Source organism: Butyrivibrio sp. FC2001 (assembly GCF_000424125.1).
Classification (GTDB): domain Bacteria; phylum Bacillota; class Clostridia; order Lachnospirales; family Lachnospiraceae; genus Butyrivibrio.
The window spans coordinates 134,457-157,152 of record NZ_AUJH01000011.1 but is presented as its reverse complement, the minus strand read 5'-3'; the positions used below and the strand labels follow the sequence as shown (position 1 = coordinate 157,152).

14 protein-coding genes are annotated in these 22,696 nt (G+C 39.0%); all 14 read right to left on the bottom strand.

The genetic code is table 11. The features are described from left to right. Window positions 1-16 precede the first annotated feature (16 nt). The 14 genes from G601_RS0105610 to G601_RS0105540 all read right to left on the bottom strand — a co-directional run bounded on the left by G601_RS0105610 (window position 17) and on the right by G601_RS0105540 (window position 22,588). On the bottom strand, window positions 17-2,776 hold the full coding sequence (locus G601_RS0105610) for a YidC/Oxa1 family membrane protein insertase (protein ID WP_026664759.1): 2,760 nt from the start codon (window positions 2,774-2,776) through the stop codon (window positions 17-19). 52 nt (window positions 2,777-2,828) lie between these two features. Further along, window positions 2,829-4,076, bottom strand: a complete 1,248-nt coding sequence (locus tag G601_RS22090; RefSeq protein WP_035786063.1) for a CDP-glycerol glycerophosphotransferase family protein — start codon at window positions 4,074-4,076, stop codon at window positions 2,829-2,831. Further along, window positions 4,073-5,920, bottom strand: a complete 1,848-nt coding sequence (locus tag G601_RS0105600; protein WP_026664758.1) for an aminotransferase class I/II-fold pyridoxal phosphate-dependent enzyme — start codon at window positions 5,918-5,920, stop codon at window positions 4,073-4,075. The genes G601_RS22090 and G601_RS0105600 overlap by 4 nt, the downstream gene beginning before the upstream one ends. 28 nt (window positions 5,921-5,948) lie before the next feature. Next, the gene (locus tag G601_RS0105595; protein WP_026664757.1) at window positions 5,949-8,774 is read right to left on the bottom strand and encodes a right-handed parallel beta-helix repeat-containing protein; all 2,826 of its coding nucleotides are present in this window, start codon (window positions 8,772-8,774) and stop codon (window positions 5,949-5,951) included. 10 nt (window positions 8,775-8,784) lie between these two features. Beyond that, entirely contained in the window at window positions 8,785-9,219 is a 435-nt protein-coding gene (locus tag G601_RS0105590) for a GtrA family protein (RefSeq protein WP_026491764.1), read from the bottom strand. Beyond that, a complete protein-coding gene (locus tag G601_RS22085) occupies window positions 9,212-10,186 on the bottom strand; it encodes a glycosyltransferase family 2 protein (RefSeq protein WP_035790373.1) in 975 nt (324 codons plus the stop codon). The genes G601_RS0105590 and G601_RS22085 overlap by 8 nt, the downstream gene beginning before the upstream one ends. 139 nt (window positions 10,187-10,325) lie before the next feature. After that, window positions 10,326-12,203, bottom strand: coding sequence for a hypothetical protein (locus tag G601_RS0105580; protein WP_026664756.1), 1,878 nt, complete (start codon window positions 12,201-12,203; stop codon window positions 10,326-10,328). 12 nt (window positions 12,204-12,215) lie between these two features. Next, a complete protein-coding gene (locus G601_RS0105575) occupies window positions 12,216-13,832 on the bottom strand; it encodes a glucosyltransferase domain-containing protein (protein ID WP_196808820.1) in 1,617 nt (538 codons plus the stop codon). Between the two features lie 2 nt (window positions 13,833-13,834). Then, window positions 13,835-15,712 (bottom strand): DUF6020 family protein, encoded by a 1,878-nt coding sequence (locus tag G601_RS0105570; RefSeq protein ID WP_026664754.1) that lies wholly within the window; start codon window positions 15,710-15,712, stop codon window positions 13,835-13,837. Between the two features lie 28 nt (window positions 15,713-15,740). After that, window positions 15,741-16,538, bottom strand: coding sequence for a hypothetical protein (locus G601_RS0105565; RefSeq protein WP_026664753.1), 798 nt, complete (start codon window positions 16,536-16,538; stop codon window positions 15,741-15,743). Between the two features lie 97 nt (window positions 16,539-16,635). Next, window positions 16,636-17,760, bottom strand: a complete 1,125-nt coding sequence (locus G601_RS0105560; protein WP_026664752.1) for a right-handed parallel beta-helix repeat-containing protein — start codon at window positions 17,758-17,760, stop codon at window positions 16,636-16,638. 119 nt (window positions 17,761-17,879) lie between these two features. Next, complete coding sequence (locus G601_RS22080) at window positions 17,880-19,574, bottom strand: DUF6020 family protein (protein WP_035790372.1); 1,695 nt, start codon at window positions 19,572-19,574, stop codon at window positions 17,880-17,882. Between the two features lie 248 nt (window positions 19,575-19,822). Continuing rightward, window positions 19,823-21,232, bottom strand: coding sequence for a hypothetical protein (locus G601_RS0105545; protein WP_026664750.1), 1,410 nt, complete (start codon window positions 21,230-21,232; stop codon window positions 19,823-19,825). Between the two features lie 309 nt (window positions 21,233-21,541). Continuing rightward, complete coding sequence (locus tag G601_RS0105540) at window positions 21,542-22,588, bottom strand: ATP-binding protein (RefSeq protein ID WP_035790371.1); 1,047 nt, start codon at window positions 22,586-22,588, stop codon at window positions 21,542-21,544. Window positions 22,589-22,696: the final 108 nt, after the last annotated feature.

The following is a 22,696-nucleotide window of genomic DNA, read 5'->3' as shown; positions in this document are numbered from 1 at the left end:
TATACACTACAAAAGCTTAATATGGCATTGTAGAACTATCCTGAACTATCTTCCAGTTCTCTTTTTTCCTCATATCATCATGAACAGCCAGCCACATATCAGGTAAAAACTGTGTTCCATTATTTACTTCCGTATCATATTGGTGTGAAGCAATCACATACTGATCATGAGCGAATTTCTCATCGTTATTGATTTCCTTACCGGTGAAAGGATTCACAGGATTATCAATAATCTCACTAACCGCCATGGTGGGTGTATCAGCATTTGTCATGAAATCCTCACAGGTAGATAATTCTCCCTCAGCTCCAAAATCCTTCACAAGTAAAAGCGGATAATAGAACTGGGCATCAAGCAACCAGTTACTACCATCATCCAGAATAAGATTGTCAAGCTGTCCTAATGCCCTGGCATGATCAGCTGTAATAATAATCCTGGTGTTATCATAAACACCTTCATCCTTCAAATACTGAAACCACTCACCTAATCTAAGCAATGCTGCCATATTTGTCTCATAATGAGCCAGATGCCAAGGCTTAGGCACATTAAGTTGAACCCCATCTACCAAAAATCTGTCAGCATGTTCCTCATCATATTCATAATTATCTACATAAGCAGATGGTACAAACTCAGGCTCTTGCATAATCATAGGCTCATGGGTTGTATCATTAGACATCATCATAAACGTATTACCATCATCTGTTATGTTTGTTATATTCGAAAGATTCTCTAATACGGTATAGTGATCCATGCACTTTGCACTTAAGCCTTTTGCTTCATGCTTATGTCTCTCCTGCTTACCCGGAACAGACGGATTCTCATAGTTGTTATAGTTAGCGCAGTTATAAAGTGAATTCTGTGCAAAAAGCGGAGTAGCCTTCATAAGGCTGTAGCAGAAGAAATCTTCCTTTCTACTCTCGATGCTGTCCTCCTTCTGCTCAGCAGGTATGAACTTACCTGCCGCATGGTATGCCTTAATATCAGGATACTCATCATAGATTGACAGGTCAGGTGTCCACTGATATCCCGCATAGGGCGGCTCTATAACAGTTACATCATAGTCATTTTCATCAAACAGAACCGGCAGTACCTTAAGTGCCTCATTCTGTTTATCCACCAAAAGCTCGGAATCCCTCTTGTTCATCTCCTCAGGAGTGTACTCATAACCACCAAAAATCGGAGCTGATCCAAAGTTGGTGCAGGGTCCAAAGGAAATTGTATTTGGATAATATGTAAATCCGGAATAAACCTCTTTAAGCTCCGGCTTTTCATTCATAATATAGGGAATGTAAGCATTCATGGCTCTGTCCAGCATGATAACGATTACATTCTTGCCGTTCTTACTTAAGCTAAAGCTTGGCACATCTGCCTTGGCGTATGCCACATCATCAGCGAGCTGCGCTACAGACTCCTGAATCTTCACCATGTTGCTGCCTGACATGATAGCAAGGGCAAGTGCCGCTATTGAAACCACAGACGCTGTAAGCTTGGGAAGCATTTTAACAAGCAGTATGAAAACTGCAATAACCGCCAGCACCACTCCGAAATTTATCATTTTCTCTGATAATAAAAACTCAAAGCCCTCTTCATACTCAAGGTCAGCAGTAAGGGTTCCAAGATTATTTCCAAAAAACATGTAATCAACTGTAGCAACAGCACTTACAACTACGATCAGCTTATCAAAGAAAGGTCTGAACTCCTTTCCTGCAAGCCAGTAGAAAACTCCCATCCATATCACAAAAGCACCTGCAGCCAGGCAGAAGGAGCTGACTATATACCACAGAGGATTTACGTAATAGTTAAGATCCACAAACTCCTGGGGTGATGACTTTATAACATTTGAAGGAATAACAAGTCCCACCAGCACCACCATATAAAGAGCACCTGCCCAGAAAAGCTTTGCATTGGGCTGATCCTTATTAGCCTTCACAAGCTCAGCCTTTTTCTTCTTAAGGAGCATCACGAAAAGCGGAACCATGCAGCCAAGGCCCAGGACAACGATAAGAGCCTTGTGCTTCATATTATCGCTACTATAGAAGGCAGCACCATAAACAGCTGTCACTGCTCCGATAACCGCAAAAAGGATGCTGAGCACCTTTTTGGGATTCTTAAGCTTATAGAAAATAGTTTTTATAAGTGAAAACAGGTTGTTCAGCGTCCAGTAAAATACCAGGCCTGACGGTGAATCATACAAAAAGATGAAAAAGAACACCGCCATTGAGTACAGCTGAACCTTGGTCTTAAGGGGATAGCCCTTGGTGAAAATCGCACAGGAAATAAGGTTAATTCCGGTCATAAGAATCGGAAGAAGATTTATTCCAAGTGCACCGATTTTTATAAGCTGATCCGGAGCTCCAAGGTCAGAAATTATGCCAAATGAAACTCCCTGTAAAATCCAAAGATTAGACAGAAACTGATATGCAGCAATGAAAAAGGGTATTTCAAGAAACAGTGATATGGATCCCTTGAAAACGTCTGTCGGTCTGTAATCATTCTGCCTGTAGTAGGTCTGAAGCATCATCATACGCTCATCGCCCTTGAAGGTCTTCTTTATATGAGCAATGCCGTCATGGAGCTTAGCTTCGATGTCTCTCTCCTCCTCCTGAACTGCGTCAGCTCTCTTATAGAGAGGCAGTACCAGAAAATTGATAGCGAGACTCAGCGCAATTATTGAAAGGCCGGGATTACCGATCACCTTATTGGCAGTTATAAAGACCAGCTCAAAAAAAACTCTGAGTGGTCTGATAAGCAATGTGTATATTATTTCTGAAATACTCATTTTTACTTCCTGTTTCTAATTCGAAAGCTCACATCAAATGCAAAGCACCCGGTCAGGCGTTCTCTGCATTCTCCTTTGTAAGCTCCTCATACTTATTCATAAGCCAGTCAACAGTCCTCTTTGTGCCCTCTTCGTAGTAGCACCAGGTCTCTGATCTGACCTCTTTTCTTCCCTCAGCAAACCTAGGATCCTCGATACAGGTATCGATCATCTCCTTAAGAGAATCCATCTTGCTCTCCTCCAGCTTCATTCCGATTCTTGGAAGAGCTGTGAGAGTCCATACCTCTTTCTTAAGCCACCATGCATCGTATGGCGCGGTATCAAACTCAGTATCCGCATAGATGATAGGCTTATCGTAAACAAGTGCAAAATCAAAGGTAACACCTGAAAAGTCTGAGATCAGAATATCTGCTCTCTTTAATACCTCGAAGTTATCGACATCCCTGTTCCATTCAAGTCTGTCGGATTCAGGATACTTTTCCATGATCTTATCCAGCATTTCCTTCTCGGATACGAAGGACTGGGGATGAGGACGAACAATAACGTGATACCCTGTGTCCAGGAGCTTACCTATGATATCTCCTCCAAACTTTGAGAAAATAGCGCTCGGTCCCCATGAAGGAGCAAGAAGAACGGTTCTCTCATGAGGCTCACTGGGGCCGCTCTCCTTAAGACGCTTAACCATCTCGTCCATGTAAGGAAGTCCCACTACGTAGCACTCCTTCTCCGGAAGATTTCTCATTTTTTCAAGCTGCCTTACCTCATCAACCTGATACTCACCTGATAAAAGCAGGGAATCATAGTAGTCGATTCCGAACATTCTGTAGAGCACAACCTCTCCCGCTGCGTGCAGGATATGACAGTAATGCTTTACGCCCTTGGACTTTTTCCACTGATAAACCTCAAGCCCTGGCGTGGTTGATAAAAGCATTGTAGCCTCAAGGAAATTCAGTCTCACGAAGGCTTTATTTGTTTCACCGATAAACTCACCCTTGATATTCTCGTAGGGATTATTAAGAGCCGGGTCATCCGGAGACTGGGTCATGTAAACAACCTTCATTCCCCTTTTATCAAGCTCTCTGCATATAGGCTCAAATACATTCCAGTATCTTTTGTTGTCCGAATAGATTACGAAGGGAAGGACTTCTCCATCGTTATCCACCTTTTTGCCTCCGCTCATCATGAACTTCAGCTTTACTATTCCAATTCTTATAACATATCTTATAGCCCCGAGAATACCTATAAGCACCGCAAACAGTATGCTTCCCGTGCCGGGGTCTATATATAAAGGCATCATCATTTCATCTTTTCCTTCATGTAACGCTTAAGAGCACTGATAAGCTTCTTATTATCAGTCTCATCTCTGACTGCAAGACGCAGGTACTGATTTCCGTCCCTGATCTTGGGAGTCAGATCCTTTATGAAAATATTTTCCCTGAGAAGTCTCATGGAAAGCTCCCTTGAATTCACATCAGAGAGTCTGCACATGATGTAATTGGCCTGTGACTCAAAGGGTGTAATATAAGGAATTGCCGCAAGCTCCTTCATAAGAGAAGCTCTTGCAGCTCTCATCTTTTCAAGAGACTTAAAGTAATCCTTATCGTACTTTTCCTTTATCTGCATGAAAAATTCGCCAAAGGAATTGATATTCCAGATAGCAACATCCTTCTTGATAAATTCAATAGTCTTCTCATCATGGCTGGCAAGCACCCCAAGTCTTGCACCGGGAACACCATAGGATTTTGAGATACTCTTTACAACATAGAGCTTTTCATATAATCCTAGGATCTTTTCCTTTAAAAGCGTAACGCTCTCGATCCCCTCGCCATCCTCGATATCTACGAAATCAACAAAGCTCTCATCGATAATAAGGATAATTCCCTTTCTCTTAGCCCAGTCGATAAGCTTCATAAGACCGTCATTACTGATGTAATTACCGCTCGGATTATCAGGATTTATCAGAACCAGCGCACTTATATCCTTATCTCCATAGAAGGCTATCAGATCATCCTCAGTATAATGATAATCATGAGCATTAGATACAAATCCCACAATCCTGTCTCTGTCGAATCGGTTAGGATACTCCTCAAAGGTCGGAGAAATGCAGCCTATCTTCATCTCCGGATCGGAAAGCAGCTTTTCCATAAGGCTCTTAATAAGCTCGGCAGCACCGTTTCCGATTACGATATGGTTCTGTCTTACTCCAAAGGCACTGGCTGCACACAGTGAATTAACCGCCATTCCGGAAGGATACTGTGTAAGAAGCTCTGTGAAATTGGACTTCATCTCCTCTATCATCTTCTTCGGAGGATAGTAGGGATTAACAAGATAGCAGAAATCCAGGAGCTTGGGATATCTCCAATAACCGCCGTAGCGGGCAGCTATTTTCTGGAAATGCTCCTCGTCTGAATTTGAAAACAGTGATTCAGCTATATCAAGATCCTGAATATTATCGATCTCATACCAGATCTGGCCATCAAGCCTCTTAGCTCTTATCTCCTTTGTCTCAAGGAGAGAAATCAGCTTGATAACAGACTCATAGTACTCATTTTCACCCATGGCCTTCTCATAGGCTGTAAGGAAGGGCACATAGGTATTCATGCAGAAGGATGCACTGAACTTATAAATATTAACTGTCTTGTAGTAGTGATCCTTCTCTGAAAACTGCAGATATTTTCCGGGAATGAAATTGGTAATGCAGTCGTTCTCATCGAGCTCCATACAGGTTCCGTCCATCCAGCTCTCGAACTTATCAACAAGAGCAAGATTCTCCCTCTTATCGTTCAGAAGAGTGTCGATGACGCTTTCCTCAAATACAAGGTCAGACTCTAATAAAAGTGTGTCCTCTGCGCAAAGATAATCCTTGGCTAGAGCCAGTGAATAGATATTGTTGGTCTTGTTGTACACAGGATTATCAATGAAAACTATCTGCGTCTTGATATCCAGAGTTCCTATATAGTCGATGAGCTCTTTTCCCTTGTAACCCACAACTATAACTATCTTGGACAAATGCTTCTTATCGAGAATCCTGAGCGCACGCTCTATCATGGTGACACCGTTTACCTTCACCATGCACTTTGTATTGTCATTTGTTAAAAACTTAAGGCGCTTACCCATTCCGGCAGCTAAGATTACTCCCTGCATTACTTATCTCTCCTCCATAAACGATAGTTTATTTTTTAACCTTTACCTTTATGGTCTTGGTAACATTGTTATATGTCTTAACCGTAATCTGAATTGTGCCCTTTTTCTTAGCTGTAATAACGCCGTTCTTGGACACCTTTGCAATCTTATTATTTGAAGACTTGTAAGTATAGGTGTGACATGCAGTATTTACCTTGGGTGTAAGCTGATACTTTTCGCCCTTCTTAATGGTTATCTTTTTCTTGCCAAGCTTAAGCTTTGTGGGCGCCTTCTTAACCTGAACTGAAATCTCCAGGTTTACAGTGCCGTTTCCACGCTGCCAGGAAGCTCTCGCTATGGCTTTTCCCTTCTTCTTGGCACTAAGCTTTGATCCACCACCCTTTAGAACTGCCTTCTTGGAGGACTTGTATCTAAGTCCTTCTATATTTGCAAGGTCAGATGTTACATGGGGTAATTCCTTATACTTAAGGTTTACCTTTTCACCGGCACCCATCTTAAAGTCAGCATTGATGGTTCCGTTGCAGGTTGACTCGTTATCTGCATAAAGAACATAAGGAGCAGCCCCAAGAAGCGCATTATCACGCATATCTGAGATTGTTCCACCGTTTCTTACAGCAATTGATGCAGCATCGTTTTCTGAAAACTTGTTACCGTTTACTGAAGAAGCTTCACTGTTACTCTGAACAAGAACGCCGTACTTTCCATATCTGAGGTCATTGTTATCGATTTTAACTCCCCTTGCATAGAGCACGTAAACATCTGCGTAAACATTATCCTCGTGATAATTATTCCAGTCATTATAACCGGTTACAGTATTGTTGATGATTGTGAATCCTGTAGGAGTGTAGGTTCCTGCGGGATAATCATCACCTTCATTTGAACTGTGATATCCGCTCACAAGAATCGCTGCAAGAGTCGCACTGTCTCTGTCTGCTCCGCCAAGGCTAAACTGGTTAGAGGAAATAGTGATGTTGGCATTATATCCCAATGCCTTCTTACTCTCATGATCATCAGGGTAATGTGTATACCAGGGATAAGTAGTTGTATCCACACCTCGTCCTACGTTTGTAAAGGTGTTACCTGAAATAACGGAATCCTTCCACATGGTACACATAATCGCCGTGTTTTCTATGTTATCAAAAACACAGTTCTTAACTGTGATGTTATTGTAATAATACTTACCAACAAGAGCTCCGTGGCTGCCAAAGCCCCTCTTCAGGTTGCGGAATGTGCAGCCTGTTACGGTGACATTTTCGCAGCAGGTATCATCATATACCTGATCCGGATAATACTTCATGGTATAGCCTGTATCATCTGAATCCTCACTATCGTCTGAGGAATAGCTATACTCATGCATAACGTCTATCTGCAGAGCTTCCAGCTCGCCGCTGGGATGTCTGGTGTTCTGGAAGGTACAGCCTGTTATCTGAACATCCTTGCAGGCACCGATCTCCACTGTATGGGTAGCAGCTGTATCTTCAAAGGTAACATTTTTCATTGTAAGACCTGTCATATGGGCAAATCTTATCGGAACCTTTGTTGTTCCCTCTGCGTCCCAGCATCCGCCTGACAGAGTGATATTTTTGTAGTCAGCATATCCGCCAACACCTTTTTTGCCGTCCATGAGAGAAGTTGTGAGCATTCTGCCGTTATTATTCTTAATAGTAACACCGCTCATATCAAGGGTTGTATTACTTCCTATACGAAGTACGCCACCGCTTAATGTATATGTTCCGGAAGCCAGCACAACTCTGAAAAATCTTGAGTTATCAGCCTTGTAATTATTCCAGGCATCTGAAAGCGCACCATTTACATAGCCTCTGAAGTTACCACTAAGCTCAGCTCTTGAAAGGTTATAAACTGTCTCACCGCCTGCCTCGACTGTGTCGTATGAATACTTGAGCACAGTTGCAACTGAGAATACTGAGAAGCTGTCAGTATCGCACTCAAGTGTATATTCCTTGAGGTACTCTGTTTCCTCATGAACAGCAGCATTTAAGAACTTTAATACGCTGTCCTTTTTAAGCTCATGGGTTTCGGGGTCAAAAGCCTCCTCATCCACATAAATTTCTGTATCATCCTCTGTAGGAAGGGCTATATCTGAATCTTCCTCATTTACCTTTGTAGGAAGTGCCTCTTCATCCTCATCATGAACATGGTAAATCTTAAACTCCGCACCACCGCCATAGGTCTCCATTGAGTAGGCCTTTTCTTCGGGTAGCTTCACAGAAATATGAACACTTCCGTCTCTTGGCTGGATTTTCACTCCATTTTCATCGTAGAGCTTGATGTCAAAGGACTCTGTCTCCATAACGTTAGTCTTAGACATATCCTGAACATCGTTCTCTATAAGCTTTTCATCCTCCTCTGAGAGCTTCACGATCTGAACCTCTGTGCCCTCAGGAAGAATGTTTTCATCCGCGGTAAGTACGAACTGATATCCGTCTACCTCTTCCTCATACTTAAACGCGGCACTCTCGAAGTCATCATCAGAGTCTTCTATATCTCCTGCATCACCTGATGATACTTCCTTTTCAGGATCATCCTCATCCGCAAAATCAGCATTTCCATCTGATACGGTTTCGTCTGTATCCTCTGATTCTGTTTCTTTAGAATCTGTATTTTCTTTATCGTCAGACACCTTAGTTGCATCTTCTTCCGGCTTATCTGCATCATCCTCAGAATCACTCTTTTCCTCTGAGCTCTTCTCTTCTTCGGTAGTTTCATCCTGTGCATTACCGTCAGATACTGATTCAAAAAACTCCTCAGCAGTAATTGCCCTCGCAGTATCACCGGTTCCAACACAGGTCGCCACCATGACTCCTGCAAGTATTCCCGCCAAAATTCTCTTCATAAAAGTCTCCTCACACGTTATCTGTCTCTTCTTTTACCTGATTCTTAAATACGTGCTTTTTACCTGTAACATAATTCAGCGCAATGACAAAAACAGTTACAATGATCTTGCCATAAAGCTTCTTCATATGAACTATCTCTACAAGGAAAATCAGGCCGACATAATCAAGTATCATGGTAGCGCCACGCCAGAACACGAAGCGTCCAAATTCCATGACAAGCTCAAGAAAATTGTTGCATTTACTCTTAAATACGAAGTTTTTATTACATATATAAGCTGCCAGCTTAACTGTAATAAGTGTGATCAGATTTGCCAGCTTGTACTCCATTCCCAGCAAATCCAAAACATGAAACATGGCTACATTTAAAACACTTGTAGCCACGCCAAATATTGTATATAGTATTGTTTCTTTGTTTACCAGCTTTTTAAAAATCTTTTCAATCATTTGCTTTATCTTTCTTCTCAGATGTATCTTTGTCATAGTCAAGCTTTCTTACATGATACTGAACATCCTCGAGGATCTTACGGTTAGCTGCAATAACGTCTGCCTGGAGTCCCACAATAAAGGTCATAAAGCCGAGCAGCATAAGTGTGCTTGCAAGGATCAGGGACTGAACATGTCCTCCGTCTACACCAAGAGCAATAAATACCAGGTAACGCACACCTAAAATAAATCCGATAAGGAACGGAATTGCTCCGCAGATTGAGAAGAACTGCAGAGGCTTATACATCATATATGCTCTGATAATAGTAAGCATGGACTTCTTAACATAGCCCATCATGCTTGAGAAAAGTCTTGAAGGTCTGAGCTCAGCATTGGTTCTGATGTCCACTGACTCCATGGGAATTCTCTCACGACCTGCCTGAACGATGGTCTCAAGAGTATATGTATACTCATTTACCACGTTAAGTCTCATGGCAGCTTCGCGGCTGTATGCTCTGAATCCACTGGGAGCATCCGGAATATCTGACTTGGAAGCCTTTCTTACAACCCAGCTTCCGAAGTGTTGAAGCTTTTTCTTAAGAGGTGAAAAATGCTCAGTCTGGTCTATCGGTCTTGCGCCGATAACAATATCAGACTTACCTTCAATGATAGGACGAACCAGCTTCTCTATATCATCTCCGTTATACTGATTATCCGCATCCGTATTAACGATAATATCCGCGCCGTTTCTAAGACATGCGTCAAGACCTGCCATGAATCCCTTGGCAAGTCCCTTATTTTTCTTGAAATTAACAACGTAGTGAACGCCCCAGTTCTTAGCAACCTCTACTGTGTTGTCCTTACTGCCGTCGTTTATGATCAAATATTCGATAGTATCGATTCCATCTATGTGCTTCGGAAGGTCATTGAGCGCAACCTCAAGTGTCTCAGCCTCGTTAAAGCAGGGAATCTGTATAATTAACTTCATATAAATCTCCTGTTTCAAAAAGTATCATCTCTATATAGTAATAGTTATTATGATATACTGCAAGAAAAAACAAAATAATCAGAATACTAAAAATATTATCACTCTTCAGCCACCAAAAATACATTTATCCAATAGGTTCTTACTGTTTTTCCAAAATCATTCCCGCATCTGTATTTATTACTTTATATAATGCATCCGACTTGATTTGCTTCCCATCTGATGTAACAAATAAACTCTCAATTTTCTCCGGCACATCCTTTACATAAAGATAGTCAACAGCAGCTATTGAATCCATTATACCTTTAACCAACTCAGTATCTTCTTGTGTAGCACTAAATGTATAATCGCAAAATTTAATATTCAGTGGGTTCGTATCATTCATGTAATGAACTACATATTTTATATCTTCTTTTGGATCATTTAAAAGATAAAAGCTTACTCCATCAGGAAGCTTCTCGTCAATACTGCCAGCAATCACTTTCCATCTGTCAAACTTTGTTTCTTTTTGAAAATATGAAGGTGTAATCTTGTATATTCGATTAGGATTTATAACCAAAGCTAAAACCAGGATGATAAAGGCCATCCCCAAAATACCAAATGATACTTTGTTCTTCTTTATTAAAATCCTGATAATGAGCAATATCACTACCAGAAATTCCATGCTAAGATACGTTGATGCATATCTCCCATATCCTGACAGATTTCTTTGAACAATAAAAAACACAAATGTAATTGCCATTATCACATAATATCCCACCGTCCCACATGTCAGTGAAAACCAAACACCTATTGTGTCCTTCACAGGATATTCTTTTCTAAGCAAAATCAAAACTAAAGCTATTATAGCTATAAGAATCAAATATGCTCCAAGAAAAGAGACTGATACTCTCAATCCCATAACATTCCTTCTAATCAGGCCATCCATAAAAGTGTTAAAATCTGTGCTATATACTCCACCACCATTAGAAAAAATGTCTCTCAATGCTGATTTAAAATCAACCCTTGCCATGTCAAATTCTTTACTAATATTATATGGTTTGACATACCCATTCCATATTTTTATACATGCCAGTCCCGGCAAAGCAAAAAAAACCGTATATAATATGAGCCCTATTCTTTTTCCATAATATTTACCAGTAAATACTATTCTCCAAACAAGCATTGCAGATGGGATAAGTACCAAAGCAATTCCCGTTTGTTTAAACAGCATTGCCGCTGCACATGTAATAATATAGCAGAACTGATAAAACTTATTATCAAAAAAATCATCTTCCGTTGCCAGCAACATAGCCAAAGAAATTGTACACATAAGTGGCGTATCAGCGTATATCGAAGGGAAATATCCCTGAGTTCCAGCCATAATCAGCATAACAATAGCCAGCATTGCCGTTGTCATTAAAGAAACTGAAAATATCCTTTTTTCTTCTTTATATTTTTCGACAATAGGAAGAATCAATATTGAAAGTTCATAAAAGTGAAGTGATAGTATACATCCTTTTTCACTATAATTTCTATTAATCATCACCCATATAAGATTAATTAAGGAAGAAAATGGAGGATAGTCCTTATGAACTATTAGATTAGATTCATTTACTGTATAATAATCATCCAACCTAAACATAGTTTTCACCATCATTCCCCAATGTGAAAACTCATCAAAAAAAGCTAATCTTCTTCCTTTATCCCATATGATAATAGCTACACACAAAATAATAAATGCAAAAAAGCCATTAGAAAAAGCATTCTTCAAAAAAACATTTTTTTCATCCTCATTGCTAGGCTTAATTACCATATATAATAAATAGATAAGTGAAACAAAAGATAATACATAAAAAAAACTGATAGCATAATAGAATGAAGATAACACAAAATGACTAATAATCATTATGAACACAGCAAGTATCATCGTCACAGGCATTGCTTCTCCAAACTTAACTTTGGTCACTCTTACCGTTATTAAATTCATAAAAATATACACTGCTATCGGCAATACAACCGCTATTGTTGCACCTATCATTACTCAAATCCTTCAGTCTGATAACTTTATAACTAAAACATCATCCATGATTACAACACTATCCTTTTCAGGATAATTTGGCATAGCTTTAAATTTGTCACTTTCAAAAATCTCTTCAACCTTATCTATTTCACATTTCTTGTAATTAATTCCTATATAGTTCTCCAAAAACTTATTCCATAATTTCTGAGTATGCTTTCTACTTTCCCAAAACGTTCTATAGTATGCTATTGTCCATTGCAATTTTTCCCTTAATTCTTCTTTATCATCTGGAAAATTACCTTTTTCCATCATCCCTAAAATGCAAACCCTTTTCCCTCCGTTTTCCTTGAACACCCTTATATCTTCAGCCATGAGTGTACCCACATTATATGTTCTCTCCATATTATTGAGCGCATATTTTTGTGTATCCCAGGAAAACAACGAAAAAACAATTATTAAGATAATAGTCACACATATAAAAGATACCTTTATGGCAGACAAAACTTTTTGTCCTAAAACAGTTATCTCATTTTTTCCAAAAGCACTTACTAATTTCCCAATCATTATGTATTGCAAGGTCATACCTGGTATCATCAACACGCCAGTTGTGTCATATATATCGCATTCAGGTGCTGCAACTACTATCACCATTAAACACAGCGGGAATATTGCCAGCAAAATGCAACAAAATAAAGAACCAATTACTTTTTGAATAAGGAGTATATCTGAAGAGTATAACTGATATAAAAACAACATTAACGTCAATAGTAATAAAGCCAAACAGCCATAGTTAATTGTTTTTAATGATATATTGGCATATTTGATCTTGTCATTCGCCAACATTCCATTTCCCAAAAAGTAATCTGCATATGCATAATATCCCTTTACAATTGCATCACTAACCATTTTTATATCTAAGGTTCCCATGGAAGAAAACCCTCGATTTTTCTCAAGTTCAACACCAAATATCCCCAGTATAATTCTGTTAGATAATAAATACAGAACCACACCTAGAATAAATGCTATTATGAACGAGATAAACTTCAAGATAACTTTTCGTAAACTGTTTATACATTCCTTAAAATCACATATTACGGAAACCATCCACAATGCTACAAGCCCTATGTAGACAGACATATAAGCCTGATAGGTTGCCAGAGATACGCAAACCATCGTGGCAGCACCTATAATGCCCCCTATTATTTGTTTCCCCTTACATCGTTCAATAACTATGACTGCCAGCACCATGAACAACCATGCTATAGAATAATAAAAAAAGCAGTAATAATAGCTTAATCCACTTATTACATGAGGATTAGCAATTAGCAGCATCCCCAGTGTAAGTTTCAATACCCTACTCTCAATTTTTAGAAAATTCAGAGTCAGACATGCAATAAAACTTATTACGATAATTGTTAATATCGTAAAAAGCATGGGATGAATCTGATTAAAAAACAACTTTTGCCAAAGCCCAAGCATGTATCTTCCCAAGCTCATTTCCCATTTATATCCATGCTTAGAAAATCTTTCTGTCGCAATTGCATCCGGATTTGGTAATTCCGTCCTCCAAAAATAATAATATATGCATAATCCAAACATCACATAAATAGTAAAGTATATATAGTTTTTCTTAAATGCATTCTTCATAATCATTCTTTTTCCATCATGCCTAACAGCCTAAGTGAAAACGCACTTATGCACGGAAGCGCCATCTGCAGGGGATACATATATCTGATATGTCCACCTGACTGGGGGCCCAAAATACAAAACAGAATTGTGGCAATAAGGGGCAGTGTAATAATAAACACGCCTTTGTTTTTCTTTATAATTGAAAGCGCAAATGCAATTATCACCCACCACACATAGGTAGCAGCTGAATTAAACATATTGATTATAGGATAGCCATTCCATCTGACCATTGCATCGCACAGACTATCTCTGAATTTAGTCAATGCGGCATTATCGGGATAATGGAAGTCAGCTCCCACATCACCCATGAATTCGTTAGCTCTTTCCATGCGGTTCGCAGAATAGCTGTACAGATAAGTAGCCTTGTTAAAGGCCTTGGGGTAAAACAGCTCATACTTAAACTCAATAAGTGCATATAAATATATCTGCGGATGCTTTGGGAACATCTTGAAAAAGACCTTGAAGTAATTCATAAGGTCTGCTTTTGTCGAATCTTCCCTGAAGGTATTCTTTATAGGTGATGAGTGCTTGGGATCATAGTTTTCCGCAATTTTCTCATAATTGACGATTGCGTCAATCGCCTCCCTTTCCTCATCTGTAACTTCATCTGGATAATTAAGGACATATCTTCCTGTCATCTGAAGAGGAAGTGAGAGGACCTCTCTTGTACTTCCTGCATGTATTCCCATAGCAGGAACAAGTACGTTATTCCACATAACATGGATAACCACAACGCCAGCAAATAACAGCGCCAGCTTCTTGCGACTAAAAAGTGCCAGAATCATGCATAATACGATAGTCAAAAGGAGGATATAGAAGGCCTCTTTTCTAAACGCCAGCATACCTATGCCGCCAATATAAATGAACCTTCCAAATTTCTGTTCCTTAAGAGCCTTGTAAAGCCCGATTGTAAATAAGATCAAAAAGCCTGAATAAATAATATCCTTTGTGGCAAGGAATATATATCTTCCTGAATGACCGCCTGCAAATACCACATACAGCATGAAAAGAATTGAACAAATATCCCCAAACTTTTCATCAACGAAGGTCTTTACTACATAACCTATGCAAACAAGCATGAACACGTACTGAATCAGAGTGTATATGAACATTCCCACGTTCCATGAACCTGTTACAGCCACACCAATTTTCACACAGATATACATGAGCATTGTGTGAGCAAGAGGATGGTGATTATCCAGCTTGGTAGCACCATACTCCACATCATAGTGATTATATGAGGATGAATTAAATGCCTGTGCAAGCTGCACTCTGGTATCACCCATGAAAATCGCAGGATAAGCTGCGATAAGGCACGGAATAAGGATTATGAAAACTGTAACAACAGCTGTAATAAAAGGCTTCTTATGAAGAATATCTATATAGGACTTATAAAGTCCCTTAAGCTTACGCTCTGTATTTAACATAAATGCACCCGACGCCAAAAGGTCATTTATCTTGATAAAAACAAGAGCGAAAAGAGTCGTGAAGGCATAACCAAGCGCCATGAACCTTATAGCATTCTTAATCAGCGCCCCTCTAACCACATCTATACTTCCGGTAGTATCAAAGGAATATCCCACCACAATCGCAAAAGCGGCAAAAGCCCCCATAATAATACATACTATTCTGTTCTTCCTGTCTGACAGAAAATCCATAATGCGGTCATAAAAAAACGCCACGTACGCTATTACAAATAACGTGGCGAAGATATTCTGATAGCTGTATTTAAGGAAATGATTTTTAAGATCATACTCTGGCTTGATTGTAATAGCAGCCAGAGTAATGATCACGCTAATCGCCTTTCCTATGTTCCACTTTTTAAGCTTTTCTGTCATTTTGATACCTTTCCGCGAAGACTCTTAATTATAAGAAATCTGTCATGACGGCTTTCACACCCATCTTCTTAAGTCTCTTAAAGTCAGACTTAGTGTTTACCGGGTGTGCAATAACACCGACATTGTATTTTTCAAACATTTTTACAGCCTTTTTTGTCACAAATTTACTGTAAAACGCAACATATTTTATCTTTTTATGGCGCTTACATACCTTCTGGAAATACTTAAAGTCAGCATGTCCGCCCTTCTTAGGGCTACCTGTGATACGATATGCTTCAAATATGTATTCCGGAAACTTATAAAAAGCCTCCATCTCTTTATACTGTCCCTCATAGTATATCTGAGGAATTATATTCTTAAAATACTTTTCTGCATTCTCTTTTTTACAAATTTTGCGAAGCTCCTTATATACCTTAACGAGCTTTGTATCCTGAGTATCTACTATCAGCTTGACATCCGTATTTTTCAGAAGACTTATGGCTCTTTGCGCTGTCATTGCCGTTCCTTCTTCCATTGGCTTCCTTCGCAGGAATTCATCATAGGACAAAACCTGTTTTCCATAGCCCAAAAAGCCATGCTCACATATAAGCACATCATCAGATGTGAACATAAAGTCTATCTCAATGACCTTCTTCCCTGATTCGATTGCTTCTACAAGAGACTCCTCACAATTTGCATGTCTTATACCGTTAAATCCACCACAGGCATGAACTATTTTCTTGTCATTCAGGCTGTCAGCTAATTTCGAAGCAGCATTAACATGCTTACAGGGCATAAGTGCCACTATTATCAGCGCTGCAATAAATACTCTGATCATTTTTCTCACGAGTTACTATCCCCCTCAAAAACTGAGGGCAGTCAAATTTCTCTGGCTGCCCTCTTCTGTTATATCCTAGATTATACAGCATTAAAGCATTGATTGATTACCACTTTTTGCTCTTATTACCTTTATCTGTAAGCTTCTTGTAGGTATCAATGTGATAAGCATTGTTTTTCCCTGCTTTGCTATAGAGCTTGTTGTTCTTAAAGGTAATCTTACCAAACTTGGTCTTACTGGTGTTTGCTGAAATGAAAGCTCCGAACATTCCGCCCTTAATTGTATTGTTTGTCACCTTAACCTTGCCTTTATTAAAGCCACCCTTTCCATTTCCATAAACCTGAATATGAAGTCCGGGCGAGAAATACTTCCTTGACTTTGGAGCATTACTGATAATTGTATTGTTCTTTACTGTGATTCCCTTTGTGTTGAAAATCATCAGGCCTTCAGCAGACTCACCTGTCAGTGTGCAATTGGTAACCTTTATATTCTTGTGATATTTGTTGGCATTTTTCTTTTTACTCTTGTCATAGTTGGCGCAAACCGCTCTGCAGCCTGTAACCTCACAGTTATTTATTGTAATATTCTTACAGCCTGTTCCATTTAACAGTCCTGAATTCTTATCTTTCAGGAATGGAGCTGTCCTTTCAGTAGCAACATCAATCTGGATCTGCTCCTCAACACTCTTCTTACTATAATCTCCCTGTCCGGTAATCTTGCAGTTCTCTATAAGAACGTTCGAACATGCCACCAGCTCAATAGCATGGTTTTCCATCTTTGCATGCTCAATTGTCATATCAGTAAACTTAAGATTATCACCATAATGGAATCTGAAGGAAGATCCATCCGCCTCACTCTTGTTAGATCTCTTCCATGTACCGCCCTTAATGCTGAAATTAGCTATAGACTTACTCTCTGTCTTGTTATGAATAATAACCTTACGGCAGATGATTGTAGCTCCTGTAGCGTCTATGCTTCCGCCATCAACCGCATCAATAGGTCCCTGAAGATAGTACTCTTTTCCGGATTCCAGCTTAATATCCTTATACTTCTCCAGTGCCTCCTGAATAGCCTTCTGGTCATTTGAGTTCTTCTCATCCTCCTGAACGCACTTCTCATTATGTTTAACCAGATATGCAGCCTTTGCCTGCACCGGGCTTATAAGCATAATTGAAAAAGCCATGGCAGCCGCTGCCATCCCGTACTTTGCAAGTCTTTTAACATCCCTCATAAAATATCCTCCTATTCCTCATAAGATTATTTGGGCGCTTTAATCAAAAATCTGCACCATTTTAGATATAATATATATTCATTATAACACTTGCAAATCTACGTTTTATAAAACAACTATTAAACTTTTATTACATCGGAATTATCGCTTATCTTCACTTCCGTCCCGGTAACAATAGTCGCCATTAACATCGGAACGATCATCATGATCACCGGCTCAGCATATCTTGGAAGGCTTCTGGGACATGCTGCATAGATCATTATAGATAAAATCGGTATCGTACAGAAAACCAGCATCCTGGAATTTCTTCTTTTCAGATTTACCAAGAATAAAAACCATACAACCCAGGTATAAAAAGAGGTCTTAAACAAAATTCCGATGATTGGTATCGCCCTTATCTCAGTAAACAACCATTTGATACTGTTTCCTATCTCTCCGCTTGTAAAGAAGGATTCCACATAAAGCTCATCATCCTGCTCCACATCAATGTTAAAGCATACGAAGAACGGATTTCCCTCCCAGGTCATATCAAAGAACTTATAGCAGGTATTAAGTGTTGACTCAAAATATAAGCCCGGATGCTTAAGAAACATAGCAAACCAGCATTTATAGTAGTTTCGCATCTGCTCCTTTGTCGCTTTCTGGTTGAAGGTTATCTTTATAGGATTTGTAACTGTGGGATCATAATTCTCAGCAATATTATCATAATCAATAACTGCTGCTATCGCGTTCTTTTCCTCTTCAGTCACTTCATCGGGATAGGTTACCACATAGCGGGCAGACTGCTGGAGAAGAGTGCCAATAGCCTCCTGCTTACCACCGGGAGAAATATTCCACACTGGAAGAAGGATCTTTCCCCAAACCACAACAACAAAGAAAATCGGCAAAACAGTTGTTATCGCAACAGAGTACCAGTATTTCCAATACACCGCCATCATCATTACGGCAAGTACCATAACAAAATACTTACCCTGCCCCTTAGAAAGCATAAAAAGAACATTCGATATGGCAAATCCTGCCACAAACCATTTATTCTTCAGAAGCATTCCCTCTGACATGGATATCTCAAATATCATCCACACTGTAGTCAGGCAGAAGAAGGAAAATGTCATATCCTTTACCATGCAGACTGCCAGCATAGGATAAAACGGAAATAGCGCTGTAAACACAATCCCAAGCTTGAATATCTTAGATGGCAGCCCAAAGCTGCGTACTCTGAACAAAATAAATACAAGAAAAGCACAAAACAGCAGCATCTGCAGAAATGAAAAGATAGCTACTCCCATCCATGCTCTGCCAAACAAGGTTATACCAAGCTTAACAAAGCTGCCATAAAGCCATGTAGTGAAAAACGGATGATGATCGGTTATATAAATATCCGGCCCCTGCACCGGTGATACATTGAGCGGAAACTTGACAGGTCTGTGGAAAAACATCCTTATCTGCTTATCTGTATCTCCTATATTACTTGTTCCCGGAAAGAAAAAGATATAGTAGGGAATCCAGAACACAAAAACACCAAGGACTGACTTTAAATAGCTCTTGATATAAATTCGCTCTACCGTATTTTCCTTATTGGCAGCTACCTTTTCTCTTAGCTTTTCTATGATGTAAAATCCCAAAACACTAAGCACATAAGCCACAACAAAATATCCTGTAAACAGGATAAGCGCCCTCATTATGTAGAATTTGCCTAATGCAAGATCATTTATTTTATTATCAGCACTTAAATCCTTACCTATTAGCTGCATCACAGCAAATGGCAGCGCAAATAATATTCCTTTTATCCTGTTGGCCTTTTCCACTTTTTTCATAATAATTGTTTAATTACCTTATCTGAATTATCCCATTTACTTATTTTTTATATAAATAGTAGCACACTCTGTTCGTTCCATTTTGTAGTCATTCTTTAATTCTTTGTAAAATCGACCAAACCGTTTGTTTTTGTTTGGTCTCTTCTTTCTAATGATACTGTCATACTTTGATTCTTCATATTTTCCTATATCAGGATTAAAAACAACAACTATATCCGGCTTCTTCTCAGGCTGAATTTCATAATATTTCACCAAATGTCTACTGGATATACGGTTTCTCCAGGGAGAAGGTGCTCCAAACTGATAGTCCGTATAAAATATGCCCAGGGAAGAACTTTAGAATACAGAACCTTTCCCTCTGGCTCTCTCTTTTGCAGATTATCAAGGGTTCTGCACACCTCATAATACTGAGCTTTATGCTCCGGGCTGGTATAGAGACCGGCTGCAGGTCCCCTATCAATTCTTTCAGTAAGATTCTGTAATTCATCATCACGATAAACCCCCAGTATTCTGGTAACCAGTATGGGTGAAGAAGCAAAAAGGAAAGCGACCAGCGTAGCAGTATATAAAATCCTTTTAGTCCCGGGATTTATCTGAAGCTCCAAGCTATCTACAAGAATTCCAAGTGCCATAACCGTGGCCATTGAAACTGTAAGTGCTCCTACCGTAAATGAACTGGGAGCATCACTTCCCAAGTTAAATAAAACAGAGCAGATAAATCCATACAGATACAAAAACAGTGGTATCTTATGTTTTGCCTTCTTTATAGAACAAATAACAAGCGGTATACTCCAGGGAATAAAGATACTAAATGTACTCCACTGTCTATCAAGGCACAATCTTCTTCTCTCAATAATTACCAGGCAAAATAGCAGTATCTCTACTACATAAACCCAGTCGTGTCTTCCCTTCATGAATAAGCTGATAATTGACAGTATTACCATAAAAAAGAATATCACAATAAGCAAGATGTTTTCGCTACCTGCTTCCATATAAAATGACTTTTTTATAATCTGATGCATAGGCATCGTGAAAAAAGGCATTCTTCTGAGATGCTCGGGATCAGAGAAAATATACGGAAGGGATTTCATGAATGTATCCTTAAGCATTCCGCGGATAATGATAACGGATGGATATACAGACATCAAAAAAAGACTCAGCAGATAACTGAAATAAAATCTTTTTTTATCAATTATTCGTTTATGAATAGCAATAAGTAGTATGGAAATACCTAGAAATCCAAAAATAAAAAAGGGCATACACAGAGTTCCGATAACGCAGCATATACCTATATATACTATCCTTGAATTCTGAATTATGGCGTCATCTGTTTCTGCTATCACGCAAAAGCATGTTCCTATCACCACTGCAGACATGGCAAACAGATGATAATAGCTCATTCCAAGTATGTTTTCTCTGGCAAATACAAGAACCAGGACAGCACAAATAAGCGTCCACCATTTCTTTTGAAAACGACGAAGGTTTGAATAAACAAGAATTGCACATAATAATGAGCTTATATTCTGAAGAATGCGAAAATAAAGCATGACACCTGTTCCAGAAGGGACAAGCAATTTAAATGCTGAATAAAATGGCAGCAGAATAACACCTATAAGCTGAGCAGGATGCCACTCATCCGCAATAGGGCAATCCCCCAACCAGAACCTGTGCGCTAAAGCTATATAAAAGCTTTCGTCAGACTGACAAAAGCTAAATAGTGAACGTATTACAATGGCAAAAAAAATCAAGACCAATACCAGAATGTTAATATAGTCCATAGTTGTATATGGATATTTTTTAGATCCATTTGTAATATTCATAAATCACCTGCATTATTCCTCTTATTCTGTCGGTCTTTTCAACTTTTTCATAGTGTATCCCGAAAAATTATTTCTCGAAATAATAGCTCCAATAGCATGAACAAACCTTTTACCTTTCACAATGCAGACCTCATAATCTCTTTTTTGTTATTCCCAAGCCCTTATGATATCTCCGAATCTGGGAAGTGTCAGGCTACAGTAACCATATTCAGCTGTATTTATTAGACCAGCCTTACCAAGTCTCCTTCTATATGTTGAAAAAGAACTCGAAGTAAGATTTGCCTCCATCTGAATCCTGGCAACCTTAGTTTTTCCGTTTTTTGCCAATATTAAGAGCACGGTTTTATCTTTTTCAGAGAGCTCTGACCATATTTTTTCGTAAGCATATTCTTCCATAATCTCGTCGAAATATGGTATCAGCTCTGTTAATTGCATCTTATATTTAAATCTGAGATATCCAAGAACCTGAAAAGCATAGGAATAACCACAAGTAAATTTCGCCATATCATCTGCTTCATCCTCAGGAATATCAAACACTTCTCGATAATTGTTTGACATAGCCTTAATTCCAAGTGGCTTTAACTCTATTTTGGGAGCTCTATACAAAAATGTCAGAGCTTTCTCATTCTGCAGTGATTTTATATTCTCATATAATCCAGTCATCAAAAGAAAGATAGGATAATTCTCTCGCATAAATATTTGAAATGCGCTTGAAAAAACTTTTAAATTATCATTGTTAGTTACTTCATCTATTGCTATCAAAACCTTAAGATGGGCTGCTTTAATAATCTTAAACATTTTTCTAAGCTGAACTTCGACATCTTCAGCCGGTCCATCTGATGAAATAGAAGCCCCAACAACAAACGAAAAGTTCAAATCCGCTTTTATAAAAGCGGGCTTTATAAGAGGATGCTCATACAAATTGGCAGCAAGACCTACCAGCAAATCTCTTGTAGGATTAAGATTTATCACAATCCATTTTTTTGACTTTGACAGCTCAGACGAAATAGTAGTCATGGTCACTGTTTTCCCAGATCCGCGCACACCTGTAATCACATATACCTGAGATGAAGGAGTAACAGAATTAAATGTATCTACAACCTCATAAATCTGAGCCTCTCTGGATATCATACGCGAAGGCTCCTTACCAAAATTGATGTTGAATGGGTTATCCTTTATATTCTCACTAGCCATGTACTCGCTCTCCAACTTTAATAAGTTTTAATAACTTTTGTATACTTTAATAACTTTTAATAAGTTTTAATAACTTTTGGATGCTTTAATAACTTTTAATAAGTTTTA